The following is a 16,314-nucleotide window of genomic DNA, read 5'->3' as shown; positions in this document are numbered from 1 at the left end:
AAGGGGACTGACCCCGGACAATTTCGCGCGGCCCTAGTCTTCCGCCCCGTCAAATTTGTAAAGCGCCTGCCCGCCAAGCAGCGGCGCCTCGCCCTTGTGCCAGAGATGCGCGTCGCACAGGCGATCGATCCGAGCCGCAAAATCGTCGGCCAGGGCAACGCTTTCGGGCGTGGGCGGTCCGGCCCGCAGCATCCCTGCCAACATCTCGCGCAATCCGGCTGCATGCAGCATCTCGGCGAGTATGGGCAGATCGTCCAGGCTCGGATTGGCTATGGCGCTGGCCGTATCCTCATGCACGGCACCAGCGAGCGCCAGCCAGCGGTCCCAGTCGGAGAATTCGGACGAAAGCAGGTCTGGCGGATTTGCCGGCAATTCCCCTTCGCCCTGCAGATAGGGCCAAAGCGCGTCGACGGCGACAATCCAGTCCAAAATGTCGCCGACATTCTCCCGCCCCACCCGGTTGATGCCGAAAGTAGTGCTGCCGAACTGGCTGCGAATGGCGTCGGCATCGAACCCCTGCGTCTCAAACGCCTCGAGCGTCGCCAGCCAACCCGCGTCCAGTGGACCCGTGAGCGACAGGTCGCCGTCGAAGCGCTTGAGCAGCAGCTTGGCCACGGCGGCGGATTCGCCAAAGGCACCGGTCTGGTTGAGGAACGTCGTGATCAGCGAGATTTCTGGCTGCCTGGCAGAGGCCCAGGCGACGAGGCCCGAGGCTTCGCGCCAGGATTGTGCCTCGGCATCCTGCCGGGCCGTGCTGCGCGCCAGAATGGGATTGCCGTTGAGGCCGGGTATCCAGCCCCAGATGGAAACGAGATTGTCCTCCTCCTCGGCGCTCATGCCTTTGACATGGTCTGACCATGCCATTGTATCTTCCTGCGCGGCGGCAAAGCCAGCACCGAGCCAATCAAGACCCTGGCCGGCGGCAAATGCGCCCAATTCGGCTTTGACAGTGTCGGGCTGGTCGAAGCTGACCGTCACCATCATCTGGCCGAGCGGGATGCGGTTTCCCTCGGGCAGCGCGGCAATCGCGGCCATTGCGGCCTCGGCCTCGCCAGCCAGCAGCAAGGCGCGCGTGGCGGACGGCATGGCCGTATCGACCATGGCGGCCACGGCCTCGGGTGAGAGGTCGGCGGTGCCGCTATGCACAAGCCAGGCCATTTGGAGGTCGGATGCGCCATGCATGCGCGCCTCGACAGCCCCGGACAGCAGGCGGTCCATTTCTGCATCGCTGAGGTCGCCATAGCGGGAAAGCAGGTAGATGGCCCGGGTACCGAAGCGTCGCGCCTGCAGGGGCGGCAAAACCTCCGTCCCGCAAGAACCGTTGCGGCCAGGGACTGGATGATGGGTGCGCAATCGTCCTGCGCCAGTGCCGGCATGCTCGAAAGAGAGCCGAACAGAACCCCGCCCACCAGGATCACACGCGCAACCACAGACCGGGCCATGCCAACCTCCGCTCGCAGCAGAAGCACACTATAGCCGCTCCCGCGGAAGCCTCCAACCGGTCGCCTCGCGGCGGCCCCAGAGGTTGAGCAACTGGCCACACACCGATTGAAACTTCAGTTTCATCACCGCAACTGCTAGGCTTTGCCTTGCCATGAAGCGCATGGATGCAACCTCAGGAGAGCACAATGAAGCGCACGGCTACCGCCAACTGGACCGGAACGCTGACGGAAGGTACTGGCACCCTCGATGTCCCGAGCGGCGCGTTCGCGACGCTGCCCTATACCTATAAGGGGCGGTTCGTCGATGACAGCGGCCGGTCGGGCACCAGTCCCGAGGAGCTGATTGCGGCGGCGCATTCTGGGTGCTTCGCGATGCAACTGGGGCATTTCCTGGCCGAGAATGGCACCCCGGCGACCAATCTCAAGGTCGAGGCGGCGGTCACGCTCGTCCCCGGCACCGGCATCACCGGCAGCGCGCTGACCCTGGTCGGCACCGTGCCGGGCATCGACAATGCCACCTTCCAAGAACTGGCGGAGAAGGCCAAGGCCAATTGCCCGGTGTCCAAGGCCCTGGGCGCTATCAGCATCACGCTCGAGGCGAAGCTCGCCTAAGTCTGGCCCATCAAGCGCCCGTGCTGTCTACAGAGTTATCCAGACGGGCGCATGATCGCTTGCGCCCTCCTCTCCGCGCACGAGCTTGTCGACGCCTGCATTCTTGAGCTTTCTGGCCAAAGCACGGCTCAAGAGCAGGTGGTCGAGGCGCAAGCCCGCGTCGCGCTGCCAGCGGCTGCGCATATAGTCCCAGAAGGTATAGACGGTCGCATCGGGAAATTTCCGCCGGATCGCATCAGTCCAGCCCTGTTCCAGCAAGCGCTGGAACAGGGCGCGGCTCTCCGGCTGAACGAGAGCATTGTCCTTGTAGGATGTCGTCTCGTAGATGTCCCGGGGTTCAGGGACGATATTGAAATCACCGGCCAGCACGATCGGCAGATCGCTCGACCAGAGCTCTTGCGCGTGCTCAAGCAAACGCTGTGTCCAGGCCAGCTTGTAGTCGAATTTCGGCCCAGGCCTGGGATTGCCATTGGGCGCATAGAGGCAGCCGATGATCACGCCATTGCAGGCCGCCTCGATATAGCGGGCCTGGCGGTCGTCAGGTGCCCCCGGCAGGCTGTCGCGGGTCAGCACCGGGGGACTGCCACGGGTGAGGATGGCAACGCCATTCCAACCCGGTTCGCCCTTCCAGACCGCGTGATACCCGGCATCAGCAAGGGCCGTTGCCGGAAATTGCCGATCCGCGGCCTTGAGTTCTTGCAGGCAAACAATGTCAGGCGCGGCATCGGCGAGCCAGGCCATCAGGTTGGGCAGGCGCCTGTTGATGCCGTTGATGTTGAAGGTCGCGATCTTCACGGCGCGATGCGCTGCACCCAGCCCGAAACGTGCTCCGCCACGCTTTGCAGGTGGCCGGCCGTGGTGAAACCGGAGATCGCCTTGCGCGGCTTGAGGTCGTGATCGCCGTCTTCGAGCCAGAACAGCTCAATTTCATCGGAGAGGCCGAACTCCCCAACTTCATAGCGGTCGCCAAACTCGTCGCGCGTACCCTGGCAGATCAGCGTCGGGGTTTTGAGGCCGATAAGGTGGGCAGTGCGCAATTGCTGCGGCCGGCCGGGCGGATGAAACGGATAGCCAAGACACAATAGCCCCGCAATGCGGTTGGCCTCGAACAGGGCATCCGCCACCATGCTGGCGACGCGTCCGCCCATGGACTTGCCGCCGATAACAAGCGGGCCATTGGTCGGCCCGAGGTCGTCCACCGCGGCAAGGTATTCGGGCATGACGGTCTCCGCCTTGGGCGGGGGCTTCTTGCCGGCCGAGGTCCTGCGGCTCGCCATGTAGCCGAACTCGAAGCGCGCCACCCGAAAACCCTGTGCGGCCAAAACCTTGGTGGTCGCGTTCATCGAAGCGGAGTCCATCGGGGCGCCGGCGCCATGCGCCAGCAGCAGGGTGACGCGGGCGTCCTCGGGTCCGTCGAACAGAAACTGCGTACTCATCCAGCCTGGCTCCGGGACATCTGGGACACAAGGGCAATGCCGGCACGCGCCCGCCGGGCCCAATCCGAGCTGTCATCAAGCTCCAGATAGCGACGCCAGCCTGCAACAGCCTCGTCGAGATTGCCCATCTCGTAGTCGAGGGCCGCCAGATTGTAGATGGCATCGGCGTAAAGCGGGTCGACAGCGATGGCGCGCTGCAAATGCCTGCGTGCCGCTTCCGGGCGCCCGAGCTCGCGCAGCACACCGGCGCAGTTGAACCAGGATTCGACAAAGGCCGGATCGCGTTTCAGGCTGGTGGCGTAGGCAAGCTGCGCGGCGTTGAGATCACCCAGTTCGCGCAGGCAATTGCCCTGGTTGAAGGGGGCAGTGGCGTCGCTCGGATCGACCGCGGCACAATGGCCATAGAGCACCGCCGCCTCGGCAAAGAGGCCCGCCTGCTCGGCCGTTTCGGCATGGACAAAATAGTCTTCGGCGGCGTCCGCCTGATCATCGAGCGGCAGCAGGCGCTGGCCGTCGAGTTCGGCGAGAGAAAATGCATCTTCCGCAACGATCCTGTCGCCGCTCGCCTGCAGCGTCAGCGCCGTCAGGGAGCCGACGGGCCCCACGCCGTGCAGGGATTTGGCGATGTCGTGCCAGGCGGCTCCGGATTTTTCCAACCCGGCATATTTCCTCGCCAATATGAGATCGCGAAAGGAAAAGGGCTCGGCGTCGTGCTCAAATGCATCGAACAGAACGAGCAGATCGAGGGTTTTGGAGCCAAGGCCCGACTGGTCCAGAAGCGCCTGACGCGCCATCCCTCCGGGAGCCGGCTTGGGGAGCAGACCCATCAGGCGCATCAGCCCATTTTCGCTGCGCACGCTGCCAACGCTGGCGCGAGCCTGCTCAAATCGGCTTTCGATCGCGGCGGGGTCGAGGCGGGAGAGCAGAGAGCGGCAGAAAACGGCCATGGTTGTGCCGCGCGGCAGGCCACGGTGCAAGCGTCCACGGCCCTCTTCTATGCGCCGCGCCGCCGACCTCAGCGGGAAAGCCCTGAGCGCCCCGACGACGCCTATGCTGGCCCCGCTGAACTCCATGCCGGACTACGCCTTCTTTCGCGGTGCCGCCTTGGGCTTGGCCGACTTGCTGGCCTCAAGGGCTGCCTTGAGCGAGACGGTCGTGGCCGATTCCTTGGCCGCGGCCGGCGCCTTGGCGCGACTCTTGGCAGCCGGCTTGGCTTCGCCGAGGCTCGCCTTGAGCGCGTCCATCAGGTTGATGACATTGCCGCGTTCGGGCGCAGCAGCCACGATCGGCCTGTGCCCCTTGAGCTTTTCCTTGATCATCGCCATCAGGGCGATTTCGTAGCGATCCTCATAGGCCTTGGGGTCGAAGGAGGTCACCTTCTGCTCGATCAGCTTTTCGGCCAGGTCGAGCATTTCCGTGTCCGGATTGCCCTTTGGAATATTGTCGAAATATTCGGTCGTGCCGCGCACTTCGTTGGGATTGCGCAGGGTGGTGATGAACATGCCGTTTTCGCGGGCGCCGATGGTCACGACGCGCTCGCGGCTCGACAGGACGAGCCGGGCAATGGCCACCTTGCCGCTGCGCCGCATGGCCTCGCGCAGCACGACAAAGGTTTCCTCCGCCATGGCGCCATCGGGCGCCAGATAGTAGGGCGCATCCTGATAGAGAACATCGATCTCGTCCTCATCGACAAAGGCTTCGATATTGAGCGTATGGCTGGATTCGATGCGGACGGCCTCGAGGTCGGTGTCCTCGATGATCACATATTGCTTGGGCTCATATTCGTAGCCCTTCACCAGATCGGCGCGCTCGACCAGACCCAGTTCGGGATCGACCGGCTTCATATTGATCCGGTTATGCGTGTCCTTGTGGAGCTGGTTGAAGCTGATGCGCTCCGACGTGCTGGTCGCGGGATACATTTTTACCGCGCATGACACCAGGCTCAGCCGCAGATGTCCCTTCCAACTGGCCCGTGGAGCCATGGTCGCCTCCTACTCAAACACAATCACCAGTAACTATGCCGGGAGGTCTCGCGAAGACTCGTTAATGTCTGCCCACGGGTCGCCGGACATCGTTAATAATCTCGGAAGCGTAGAGTAATTGAGGTCCTGCGCTGAGTCGATAGACTCAAGGTCTCGCCACTCTATTGGGGTCGATGCGGGCAGATGCGTACGCGCCCGCAACGAGTAGGCGGCCACCGCCGTCGCGCTGCGCGCATTGCGAAAATAGTCGATGAAGATGCGGCGCTTGCGGTTTTGGGCGCCCATGACAGTGACGAACGTATCGGGTCCGGTGGCCGCCAGGGCTTCGGCAATGCGGGCGCTGGCCGCATGCGCAGCCTTCCAGTTGAGCTTGCGCGTCGTCGGCACGACAATGTGGACGCCTTTGCCGCCGGAGGTTTTGACAAAGGGCACGAGGCCCATACCCAGCAGTTCATCGCGCAGATGCACGGCGGCATTGACGACATCGCGCCAGGCGACGCCTTCGCCGGGGTCGAGATCGAAGATGATGCGGTCGGGCTTGTCGAGGTGATCCAGATGCGTGCCCCAGCTGTGGAACTCGACCGCACCGAACTGTGCAAGCGCCAGATAGGCCTTGGTGTCGGTGACAGCGATAAAGGTCTTCTTCTCCCCCTCGGAATTGGCGGTCTCGATCTTGGCAATGCTTTCGGGCATGCCGGTAAAGGGGTGGCGCTGAAAGAAGCAGTCAGCCGACTTGCCCGTGGGGCAGCGGAACAGCGACACGGGCCGGCCAAGGAGATGGGGCAGCATGAAATCGCCGACGCTGGCATAGTAGACGGCAATGTCGAGCTTGCTGGGGCCGTTCTTGCCAAAGAGCCGGCGCGTTGGATTGGTGACCCAGATGCTGGCGAGGTCAGCATCGGTCACCAGCCGCTTGCGTTGTCCCTTGGCGCCGCTTGAAAGGCTGGCCTCGCGCAGGCCCCTGAAGACGGCATGGCGCAACATGCCGTCGCTGGTGACAACAGCATATTGGATGCGCGCGGTGATGAGGGGTTTGACCGGGATCACCTCCTTGGGGAAACCCTCCAGCCGGTCGCCACCTTCGAGGGCCCGAAGGCGCTCGAGCAGGCCTGCCATATCCGCGGCATCAAACCCGGTGCCGACCTTGCCGCGATAGATGAGATCGTCTCCCACCCATTCGGCAACGGCGATCGCCCCGATCCCGCCGGCATTGGGCGAGGCGGTGTAGCCGGCGATGACAAAGTGGCCGGTTTTCGGCGCCTTGATCTTGAGCCAGGTGCCGGATCGGCTGCCGCTATAGATACCGTCGGCGCGCTTGGAGACGAGGCCCTCAAGTCCACGGTCGATAGCCTGTTCGAAAAGGGCCCCGCCCTGCCCCTCGACATGATCACTGAACTGAATAGCTGAAGAAGCCCCTTCCAGAAGGGTCTTGAGCAGCGCCTTCCTGTCCCGAAGGGCGACGCCACGCAGATCCCAGCCGTCGAGGTACAAGAGGTCGAAGGCAAAAAACAGCAGGTTGCGCGGCCGGCCTTCCGAAAGCTCCTCCTGCAACCGCCCAAAGCTGCTGACGCCCTGGGCATCGAGCACGACGATCTCGCCATCGATCACCGCCTGACGGCACGGCAGGGTCGCGAACACCTCCGGCAGGTCGCCATAGCGCCGCGTCCAATCAAGGCCGCCGCGGGTGATGAAGCGTGCCGCCTTGTTGTCGAGGCGGGCAAGGGTGCGATAGCCGTCGAACTTGATCTCATGCAGCCAGGTACTGGTCTGCGTGTCCGCTGGCGGCGCGGCAGTCGCGGTCGCAAGCTGAAGCGGTGTCTTGTCGGGCATGGCCGATGCCACCGCACCCCTAAGCTTGTCCGGTTTCAACGTCGCGCGGCGTTTCCGCGGCGGCGGAGCCGGTGGCTCCAGCAATTCCTCAATGCGCCGGCCGGTCTTGACGCTTTCGGGCCGGGCCTGAAGGATGTCGTTCTCAATATCCATGGCCTGGTCGTGTTCCTTGAACAGCAGCCAGTTGACCTTCCCCTTGTCCTCGGGACGGTTCTTGAGTTGGGTCAGCATCCAGCCGCCACTGAGCTTTTCGCCGGCCAGCCGAAATTTGAAGGCGCCCTTGGCAATATCGGCCTCCGGGTCCCCCATGGGCGCCCAGGTGCCCCTGTCCCAGACGATCATCGGCCCGCCGCCATATTCGCCGGCCGGGATGAGGCCCTCAAAATCCAGATAGTCGACCGGATGATCCTCGGTGGCCACCGCAAGCCGCTTATCCGCCGGATTGAGCGAGGGCCCCTTGGGCACAGCCCAGCTCTTGAGCACGCCCCCCAGTTCGAGGCGGAGATCATAGTGATCGGCGGTGGCGTGATGCTTGTGAACAACGAAGCGAAACCCATCCTCGCCATCCATCCCGGACGGTTCGGTCGTGCGCGTAAAATCACGCTTGTCACGATAGGTTTTGAGACGATCCTCAGCCATGTGCCGATGATAGGCGCAAAAAAATGAAGGCGGAACTAGCGGGCGACGACGTCCTGTCGCGGGCGTCGAGTCATAGATCGGACCCTGGCCTGGCCGCCAGCGCGCCAATGCCAGCTAGAAGGCAAATTTCCCGACGAGGTAGCTTGCACCGACCGTCCCGGCGGCGATGACGAGCGTGCGCAACAAAGTCCGGTTGAGGTCCTGCCGTCCGGCACGGGCGGCCAGTATCGATGTCAAAACCAGCGAAACGGCAACCGCTGCAAGCACCAGCCCGGTGTCGACATGGATTGGCACCATAATGGTGACCAAGAGGGGAATGGACGCACCGATCGCGTAGGAAATCGCCGTACCCAGGCTGGCCTGAACAATATCGCGCCGCGAAACAACGCTGATGATGCCATGCTCGCTCTCCAATTGCGCCTTGAGCGGAGAGCGTTTCATCAGCTGCGCAGTAACCTCCCGCGCCAGGTCGGCGGGCAATCCCTTTTGCTTGTAGTAGTCCAGCAGCTCGTCAAATTCGACATCTGGCTGGCGCTTGATCTCCAGCCGCTCTTCTTCGATGAGGCTTAATTGCGCCTCGCGCTCCGATGCCGTTTCCGCCCATTTTGCGCCACCGGCGGTGAACATTCCCGAGACCATCGCGGCCATTCCCGCGAGCGCCAGCGTCGCATCGTCGGCACCGGCACCGGCGAACCCTTCCAAAATGCCGGCAGTGGCTATTATGCCGTCATTGGCCGCCAAGGCCCAGGCGCGGTGCGCGCCGGGGTCGGCGAATAGCAACCGGAGCCTTGCAAGCCAGGCAACCGCAATATGGTTCAAGATTGTCCCCACCTCGCCGAGCCAATGCATGCCCGCCCCAGAATTCCCGGACTGCTGCCATCATCGCAGAGAGCGACCTCTTCGGCCATATCCCGGTATCTTGCTCGGACCACACCCTTCAGCCAGCGCCTGCAGCGCTCGCCATTTGGGGGACACACGGACCTGGCCGCGTATCGCCGGCCCAAACGCTTCGCCCGACGGGAGCACGCTTCAGCTGCAAAGAAAATCTCAGCCCAAGTCGGTGCGTGAGCCCAAAATACCCAGAAATGTCTAGAAAATGGTGGGTGCGACAGGGATTGAACCTGTGACCCCTGCCGTGTGAAGGCAGTGCTCTCCCGCTGAGCTACGCACCCGCTGCCCTTGGCAGGGAAGAAAGAAGAGATGGTGGGCGTAACAAGGATCGAACTTGTGACCCCTACGATGTCAACGTAGTGCTCTCCCGCTGAGCTATACGCCCATCTCTCCGGGCCGGTTCAGCATTCGCCGTTCCGGTGGCGCGGATAAACCATGAAGCGACCAAAGGGTCAAGAGGCTCATTTCCGCGCCTGTGGATTTCTTCGTCACGCATGCCTCGCAAAAGTGGAAACCGGTTTTGCGGCAAAGGCATGCGCAGGCAATCATGCAGCCAGGAGCCGCTCCACTTCCGACACCAGATCCTTGAGGTGGAAGGGTTTGGACAGGACCGAGGCATCCTTGGGCGCGTCGCTGTCGGGGTTGAGCGCCACGGCGGCAAAGCCGGTGATGAACATGACCTTCAAATCCGGATCGAGTTCCGTCGCGCGGCGCGCCAGTTCGATTCCATCCATTTCCGGCATCACGATATCCGAAAGCAGCAGCGAAAACGGCTCCTCGCGTAAGCGCTCATAGGCGGAAAGCCCGTTGTCGAACGACACCACCTCATAGCCCGCATTCTTGAGCGCGCGCGTGAGAAACTGGCGCATGTCGTTATCGTCTTCGGCGAGCAGAATTCGCTTCATCAAAAACCTTCTTTCGGGGCCAGTCCGGCAGTGAGTCGTATTGAGTCGTATTGAGTCGATGTTTAATTCAGATTTGCCGCAACGCAAACGGCCTCGCGCCGCCAGGGCGTCTTTTTGCAATCAACTGGACAAGTTGACCGTGTCGCGCGACACTTGGGTGACAGCAAATCACTCGACCGCGCGCCCAGCGCGGCCCCCGTGGAGGCAGCGTGCGATCCGACTATTGGGATCAACCGGCATTCGAAACCATACGGCCCCGCCGCATGGTCGCACCGCTCGTGTTCAATTCGCCCCATTCCGGCCGGAGCTATCCCGACCGCTTCCTTGCCATGACCCGGCTCGACCATCTGTCGATCCGCCAGTCCGAGGACGCCTTTGTCGATGAACTCTTTGCGCGCGCGCCGCATCTGGGCGCGCCGCTCTTGAGGGCGCATTTCCCGCGCGCCTATCTCGACGTCAATCGCGAACCCTGGGAACTCGATCCCACCATGTTCGTCGACCCCCTGTCCGATCGGTTCAACACCACATCGCCCCGCGTTGCCGCCGGTCTTGGCACGCTCGCCCGCGTCGTCGCCGAAAACAAGCCGATCTACCGCGAAAAGCTCACCTTCGAGGATGCGCGCATGCGCATCGAGGGCATCTACCATCCCTATCACGCCGCCCTCCAAAACCTGCTCACCGAAGCCGCCACCAGTTTTGGCGTTGCCGTGCTCATCGATTGCCACTCCATGCCGCGGCTCGGGCGCCATGGCGAGCGGGCAACCCCCGACATCGTCCTCGGCGACCGCTATGGCACCACTTGCTCGCCGGCCCTGGTCGATCTCGTTGAAACCGGCTTCATCGCCGCCGGGCTGAAAGTGGCGCGCAATCGCCCCTATGCCGGCGGCTTCTGCACCCGCGCCTATGGCCGCCCGCAGCACGGCGTCCATGCCCTGCAGATCGAGGTCAGCCGGCATCTTTATATGAATGAAGCGACGCTCGAAAAGAATGCGGGCTTCGAACCTCTGCGCCAGCTCGTCGATGGCATGATCCACGCCCTGATCGGGCTGGACCTCCTGGCGCTCGCAGCACCCGCCGCCGCGCCCGAACGCGCCGCCGCGGAATAGCGCTTTCGAAAAGGAAATCCCTTCACAAACAAGGGCCGCCCCGAAAGGCGGCCCAGTCAAGGGAGGAACGATGCGCTTCGACCAGACGCAGAGTGGCTATGCCGGTCAAAATGCACATCATGCCCCTCTGGCTTGAACCCATTTTCACTCCCATACAAGGCTCATCGCGTCCTCTGCTGCGGTTCGAAAGCGCTTGTTGCAAAAATGAATCATGACGGTTCGACGAAATTTCGGCCCCGCAACGCGCCCGGTGCCTGCCCTGGAAAGCATAAAGGTCTGACACGGGCCGGCATTTGTCCGCTTGCCCCGCGCCGCGGCGCCTCCTAAACCTCCTCAGCCCGCTGCTGGAGGATTTTTTCATGTCCACGACCATCGACTTTGCCCGTATCGAAGCGACCCTGCTCGCCGCCGCCGATGCCGCAGCGGCCCATACCCTCCCCCTGTTCCGCTCCGGCCTTGCCGTCGACAACAAGCTGACATCAGGCTTTGATCCGGTCACCGAGGCCGACAAGGGGGCCGAAAAGGTCATCCGCGCCATCATCGCCGACGCTTTCCCGGACCACGCCGTGATCGGCGAGGAATGGGGCACAACCGGGGAAAGCCGTTATACCTGGATCATCGATCCGGTGGACGGCACCCGTGCCTTCATTTCCGGCGCCCCGGTCTGGGGTACGCTGATCGGCTTTGCCGTCGATGGCGTTGCCAAGGCCGGCATCATGAGCCAGCCCTTTATCGGCGAGGCCTTTGTCGCCGTGCCCGGCCATTCGCGCTATGAGCGCGGCGGCCTCACCCAGCCCAATCGCGTGAGCGGCCTCACTGACCTCGCACCGGCCCGCGTCTTCACCACCACGCCAAAACTCTTCAACACGCCGGATCTCCTGGCCAAGTGGCACGCCGTCGAAGCATCCACCCGCCTCCAGCGTTTCGGCATGGATTGCTACGGCTACGCCCTGCTCGCGGCCGGCCATGCCGACCTCGTCATCGAGCCCTATCTCAACACCTATGACATCGCCGCCCTCGTGCCGATCATCCGCGAAGCGGGCGGCGCCATTGCCTGCTGGGACGGTTCGGAGCCGACCGGCGGCGGCAATGTCGTCGCGGCGGCGAGCCAGGAACTGCTCGACAAAACGCTCGATCTGATCGCCACCGCCTGAAACGACCCGTAAAGTCTTCAGGGTGCACTAAAATTTAACGCTGGCGCGACATGTTGCGGTACGTACATCCCCTTTTGTCAGCGCCCCATGCACCACAGAGCAGCAGCACGTATGTTTGGCGATTCCTCCGGGAGCGTCGCCATCATTTTCGGGCTGCTCTTGCCCTGCCTTCTGGGCTTTGCCGCGCTCGCCATCGAGGTCGGCTATTGGTACAGCGAGAAAAACAAACTCCAGATCGCTGCCGATACGGCCGCCTATAGCGCGCTGGTTGCCTATGGCATCGATGCGGATCTGGACAAGGCCATTGCCGTAGGCATCGCCCAGGCCAGGGCCTCCGGATTTTCCGGATCAAACGACCAGATCGAAATCCTCATTCCGTCTCAGGACGAAGCGCTCGGGCCGAACTCATCCCGCGCCAACCTGTCTGTAAACACCAAGCTTTTCCTCTCGAGCCTGTTCCTCGATACCGGCACGGTCGATATCGGCGTGAACGCCTTTGCCAGCATGGACGAAGTGCTCGAAGCCTTGCCCTGCATGCTGGCGCTCAAGCCGAACCAGTCGCGCTCCATTGTCCTTGCCGCCAGCGTCCAGGCCAATATGGATTGCGTGGTCGCGACCAATTCGGCGAGCAATGACGCAATCTGGGCGGAAGGCTCGGCCAGCCTCACCGCCACCTGCGCCAGGACGCCAGGCACCATCGGCACCAATGGCGGCGCCTGGGTCAACCTGACCGAGTGCGAGGATGGCCACGACCGCGAGACTTCCACCGACCCCATGGCCTCGACCCCGTTCTGGGGCAGCTCGGCCATTCCCGACACCGGCTTTTTCGTTGACCAGTCGATATCGCAAGGCCGCTATGGCGCAGGCATGCCCGGCGACAATATCCTCAAGCCAGGCAAATACGGCAAGCAGGTGGAAATCGATGGCACGGTCACCCTGCTTCCGGGCATCTACTATTTCACTGCAGGCTTCCGGGCCGCGCCGGGAAGCCGGATCATCGGCGATGGCGTCACCATCTATCTCGACCAGAGCAAGGTGCTCGACATCGCCCAGAACGTCGCCTGGGATCTGAAAGCCCCGACCAGTGGCCCCAGCCAGGGCATGGCCATCATGGGCGACCCATCCAAATCCGGCGGCTCGGTGCGCCTTATCGGCGTCCTCGGCAATGTCGAAGGCGGCATCTACTTTCCCAATCAGACCCTTCTTACCGAAAGCGGCCCGAACCTGGCCTCGGCACGCTGCACCCGGATCGTTGCGAGCACCATCGACATTCGCGGCAGCGGCACCATCAACAATGATTGCTCATCGACAACGAGCGGCAGAGGCGGCGGAACCGGCCGCGTCCGCCTCGCCAAGGGGTCGGCATGATCGTCCGGGCCAGGTCATTCCTGCGCTCTTGCTGGCACGATTGCCGCGCCAATGCGGCCGTCGAATTTGCCCTGCTGGCGCCTTTCCTGCTCCTGCTTATTGCCGGCACCATCGATCTTGGCCTCGGCTTTCAGGCAAAGGTGAAACTGCAATCGGCCCTCAATTCGGGCATGCAGCATGTCATGCAGACCCAGGGCACCGATATCGCCACCTCCCGGCAGGTCATCGCCTATGGCCTCGGGGCCAACAGCGCGGCCGATATCGAGATGGAAACCTTCTGCGGCTGCGCCAGCAAGAAGGCCGGATGCCAGGCCAGTTGCGCTTCCGGGCTTGATCGTTTTGCCAGCGGCAGTGTCTTCCTGCCCTATAGGACCGCCATCTTCGCCCAGGACATGACCATCAGCGCCAATTTCGAGCTCTATCTGGGTGAGGTGGAATGAAGAGACGCCCGGACAAGAGCCTCGCAGACTTCCTGCGGCAAGAGCGTGGCAGCGCGGCCGTCGAGTTTGCCATCGTCATCCCGGTCTTCCTGGTCTGCATCATGGCTCTGTTCCAGGTCGGGTTTGGCGTCTATGCCCATTCGACGATCTCGCGTCTGGCCGAGGACGGCCTGCGTCACCTGCTCTTCCAGCCCGACGACGAAAGCGGCGCACGGGACGCTATTTTCGCGGCCATGAGCCATACGGCGCTCGATCCCGCTCAGCTGACCATTTCCATGCAGAACCAGACCGAGCCCTATGATCACATAGAGCTCCGGCTCGACTATCTTTTCCAGGTGCTCGGCCCCTTCCCGCTGCCCGAAAGGGTGCCCCTTCACGCCGTAGCCATGGTTCCGCTGGCGGGTGATTGACAGCGCATGCCGCTCTAGCGCGTCTGATTGGTGATGAAGGCGTCGAACGCCGCCAGCACTTGACCGCGGATCGGATCGGTCTCGATGAACAGCTCGTGCTTGGCCCCGGCAATGACCACATGCCGCCCATTGCGCAACCTGAGACCCAATTGCTCCAGCGCCGGCGTCGACACGATCGTATCGCGCGCTGCCGCCAGCACCAGCAACGGAATCTGCAGCCGCCCGGCAAAATCCTCGCGATTGGCTTCCACCATCGCCTTCATCGAGGCCGCCAGCCACCGAAAGCTCGGCGAGCCGATATAGAGCCCGTCATCGGCCCTGATGGTTTCCACCATGCGCATATAGCGCAGCATGTCCGAAGTCAGAGGATTGTCGAGAAAACTCGCTTCGCTCGGCCGCCGGTCTCCCTTGCGCTTGAGCGGCACCGCGCCCAGTCCCAGAAAACTCAGCGTTTCGGCAAAGGCGCCAAAGCCGCCAATGCTGTGCTCCATGCCATGCAGGCACACCATGGGCGCCGAGAGAAAGACACGGTCGAACATCATCCGGTCGCGCGTCGTTGCATAGAGCGAAGCAAGCCCCCCCATGGAATGACCCACGAGATAGAAAGGCGGCGGACAATCGGGCAGCAGGATTTCGGCATGAAATGTTCTGAGATCAGTCCAATAGTCGTCGAACCGATCCACATAACCCACGGTGCGATTGCCGATCAGCCGGTCCGAACCGCCCTGCCCGCGCCAGTCAAAGGTCGCGACGGCAAAGCCGCGCGCCTGAAAGTCCGCGATCGTCTCAAAATACTTCTCGATATATTCCGTGCGCCCCTGCACGAGGCACACCGTGCCCCGATGCGGCCCGGCCGATCTGGGCCAGATGGCATAGCGCAGTTTCACCCGGTCAGGCGTCGTCACATAGCCGACCCGCACGCCAGCCGGCACGGGATTGGACGGAACAATGGCAAGCTTCGGGCCAGTGGGATCAACCAATGCGGTCAAGACGCGCCTCCACGATTTTGCCATGAGGATAGCCTCGTGAAGTAAAGAAAGGCCAGCATTCCGGGCTGAGGAATGCTGGCCTTTTTCATGGGCGGGCCCGTGCGGGGGGCGGATGACGGGTCCCGCCTGACAAGGCAGCGGCGGCGGCCTTGTCCTCACGTTATCGGCCATGACGCCTGAACAGGCCCGGACCACACCATTCATATTCGGTTCATTTTGGTCCCGTTGCGGCCACCCCTTGAAGCCGCAAAACCCCACCCTAAATATGATTGGTCCGCCGGAAAGCCGGGGACACCGGCCCTGCCGACAGGACGCTCGCCACATCTGGGAGCACCGCGGGAGGCACCGTAATTTCAATCCACGTTGCTCAACTGGAGAATGTGAAAATGCAGACCATCGACTTTTCCCCCTTCTATCGCTCCACCGTCGGTTTCGACCGCCTGTTCAACCGCCTCGACACCTTGGGCACCCAGGAAACCAAGTCCTACCCGCCCTATAATATCGAGCGCACCGGCGAAGACACCTATCGCATCTCCATCGCCGTGGCCGGCTTCTCCAATGGCGACATCGCCATCGAGACCAAGGAAAACAGCCTCGTCGTGAAGGGCGCCAAGCCCGCCGAGACCGCCGACACCAAGCGCGAATTCCTCCATCGCGGCATTGCCGAGCGCGCCTTCGAGCTGCGCTTCCAGCTTGCCGACTATGTCGAAGTCCAGGGCGCCGCTCTCGAGAATGGCCTCCTCCATCTCGAACTGAAGCGCGAACTGCCCGAAAGCAAGAAACCGCGCACCATCGCGATCAATGGCGGAACCGCCACCATCGAGGACAAGTCGGTCAACTAATCTCGATCCTCCTCCCGGAGACGATGAAGGCGCGGTCCCAATGGGGCCGCGCTTTTTGTTTGCGGCCCCGGTCGCGAGACCGTTCAGACTTCGTTGCCGGCGGGCTCCATCTGTCCTCGTCTGGCACAGGGCGAACCGCCTTTTCCCCAAGAACTCCTATTGCACCCACACACCGAAAATAGGACAATCGCCTACATAGGACCCGAAAGTAGGACTTTCGCACAAAATTCGCGCACACTGCTCACAATTTGAGCATTTCGACGCCAGA

Annotated in this window: 16 protein-coding genes and 2 tRNA genes; 7 read left to right on the top strand and 11 right to left on the bottom strand. The window is 62.7% G+C overall.

The window, feature by feature from the left end:
- Positions 1-33 precede the first annotated feature (33 nt).
- On the bottom strand, positions 34-1,299 hold the full coding sequence (locus ACSQ2A_RS07730) for a hypothetical protein (RefSeq protein WP_436071740.1): 1,266 nt from the start codon (positions 1,297-1,299) through the stop codon (positions 34-36).
- Positions 1,300-1,628: 329 nt separating this feature from the next.
- Between ACSQ2A_RS07730 and ACSQ2A_RS07725 the strand changes: the two genes are divergently transcribed.
- A complete protein-coding gene (locus ACSQ2A_RS07725) occupies positions 1,629-2,054 on the top strand; it encodes an OsmC family peroxiredoxin (protein ID WP_295415972.1) in 426 nt (141 codons plus the stop codon).
- 27 nt (positions 2,055-2,081) lie between these two features.
- On the opposite strand, the gene xth is transcribed toward ACSQ2A_RS07725, so the two are convergent.
- The 9 genes from xth to cpdR form a co-directional block, all read right to left on the bottom strand.
- Positions 2,082-2,849 carry an exodeoxyribonuclease III gene (xth, locus tag ACSQ2A_RS07720; protein WP_436071739.1) on the bottom strand — a complete coding sequence of 256 codons (768 nt, stop codon included), beginning with the start codon at positions 2,847-2,849 and terminating at the stop codon, positions 2,082-2,084.
- On the bottom strand, positions 2,846-3,490 hold the full coding sequence (locus ACSQ2A_RS07715) for an alpha/beta hydrolase family protein (protein WP_295415976.1): 645 nt from the start codon (positions 3,488-3,490) through the stop codon (positions 2,846-2,848). The genes xth and ACSQ2A_RS07715 overlap by 4 nt, the downstream gene beginning before the upstream one ends.
- Positions 3,487-4,563, bottom strand: coding sequence for a tetratricopeptide repeat protein (locus ACSQ2A_RS07710; RefSeq protein WP_436071738.1), 1,077 nt, complete (start codon positions 4,561-4,563; stop codon positions 3,487-3,489). The genes ACSQ2A_RS07715 and ACSQ2A_RS07710 overlap by 4 nt, the downstream gene beginning before the upstream one ends.
- A 6-nt stretch (positions 4,564-4,569) precedes the next feature.
- On the bottom strand, positions 4,570-5,472 hold the full coding sequence (locus ACSQ2A_RS07705; RefSeq protein WP_295415980.1) for a Ku protein: 903 nt from the start codon (positions 5,470-5,472) through the stop codon (positions 4,570-4,572).
- 33 nt (positions 5,473-5,505) lie between these two features.
- Complete coding sequence (gene ligD, locus ACSQ2A_RS07700; protein WP_436071737.1) at positions 5,506-7,941, bottom strand: DNA ligase D; 2,436 nt, start codon at positions 7,939-7,941, stop codon at positions 5,506-5,508.
- Between the two features lie 114 nt (positions 7,942-8,055).
- Positions 8,056-8,760: a VIT1/CCC1 transporter family protein gene (locus ACSQ2A_RS07695; protein WP_436071736.1), complete on the bottom strand. Its 705-nt coding sequence runs from the start codon at positions 8,758-8,760 to the stop codon at positions 8,056-8,058.
- Positions 8,761-9,038: 278 nt separating this feature from the next.
- Positions 9,039-9,113: transfer RNA gene (locus ACSQ2A_RS07690), tRNA-Val, on the bottom strand.
- A gap of 29 nt (positions 9,114-9,142) precedes the next feature.
- A tRNA-Val gene (locus tag ACSQ2A_RS07685) sits at positions 9,143-9,217 on the bottom strand.
- A gap of 160 nt (positions 9,218-9,377) precedes the next feature.
- The gene (cpdR, locus tag ACSQ2A_RS07680) at positions 9,378-9,737 is read right to left on the bottom strand and encodes a cell cycle two-component system response regulator CpdR (protein WP_035086991.1); all 360 of its coding nucleotides are present in this window, start codon (positions 9,735-9,737) and stop codon (positions 9,378-9,380) included.
- Between the two features lie 263 nt (positions 9,738-10,000).
- Here cpdR and ACSQ2A_RS07675 point away from each other — a divergent pair, with 263 nt between their 5' ends.
- The 5 genes from ACSQ2A_RS07675 (at position 10,001) to ACSQ2A_RS07655 (ending at position 14,215) form a co-directional block, all read left to right on the top strand.
- Positions 10,001-10,843, top strand: coding sequence for an N-formylglutamate amidohydrolase (locus ACSQ2A_RS07675; RefSeq protein ID WP_295414497.1), 843 nt, complete (start codon positions 10,001-10,003; stop codon positions 10,841-10,843).
- 359 nt (positions 10,844-11,202) lie between these two features.
- Positions 11,203-11,997: a histidinol-phosphatase gene (hisN, locus tag ACSQ2A_RS07670; protein ID WP_436071735.1), complete on the top strand. Its 795-nt coding sequence runs from the start codon at positions 11,203-11,205 to the stop codon at positions 11,995-11,997.
- A 111-nt stretch (positions 11,998-12,108) separates the two neighbouring features.
- Entirely contained in the window at positions 12,109-13,365 is a 1,257-nt protein-coding gene (locus ACSQ2A_RS07665) for a TadE/TadG family type IV pilus assembly protein (protein WP_436071734.1), read from the top strand.
- On the top strand, positions 13,362-13,805 hold the full coding sequence (locus ACSQ2A_RS07660) for a TadE/TadG family type IV pilus assembly protein (RefSeq protein ID WP_436071733.1): 444 nt from the start codon (positions 13,362-13,364) through the stop codon (positions 13,803-13,805). Before ACSQ2A_RS07665 ends, ACSQ2A_RS07660 begins: the two co-directional genes overlap by 4 nt.
- Positions 13,802-14,215 (top strand): TadE/TadG family type IV pilus assembly protein, encoded by a 414-nt coding sequence (locus ACSQ2A_RS07655; protein ID WP_436071732.1) that lies wholly within the window; start codon positions 13,802-13,804, stop codon positions 14,213-14,215. The genes ACSQ2A_RS07660 and ACSQ2A_RS07655 overlap by 4 nt, the downstream gene beginning before the upstream one ends.
- Before the next feature lie 14 nt (positions 14,216-14,229).
- Here the strand turns inward: ACSQ2A_RS07655 and ACSQ2A_RS07650 are convergent, their stop codons facing one another.
- On the bottom strand, positions 14,230-15,204 hold the full coding sequence (locus ACSQ2A_RS07650) for an alpha/beta fold hydrolase (RefSeq protein ID WP_295414505.1): 975 nt from the start codon (positions 15,202-15,204) through the stop codon (positions 14,230-14,232).
- 386 nt (positions 15,205-15,590) lie between these two features.
- Here ACSQ2A_RS07650 and ACSQ2A_RS07645 point away from each other — a divergent pair, with 386 nt between their 5' ends.
- Positions 15,591-16,046, top strand: a complete 456-nt coding sequence (locus ACSQ2A_RS07645; RefSeq protein ID WP_295414506.1) for an Hsp20 family protein — start codon at positions 15,591-15,593, stop codon at positions 16,044-16,046.
- Positions 16,047-16,314: the final 268 nt, after the last annotated feature.

The sequence above is a fragment of the Devosia sp. LjRoot3 genome (assembly GCF_964252865.1).
In the GTDB taxonomy this organism is placed as follows: domain Bacteria; phylum Pseudomonadota; class Alphaproteobacteria; order Rhizobiales; family Devosiaceae; genus Devosia.
The sequence above is the reverse complement of the archived record's forward strand: the minus strand, read 5'-3'. Positions and strand labels throughout refer to the sequence as shown.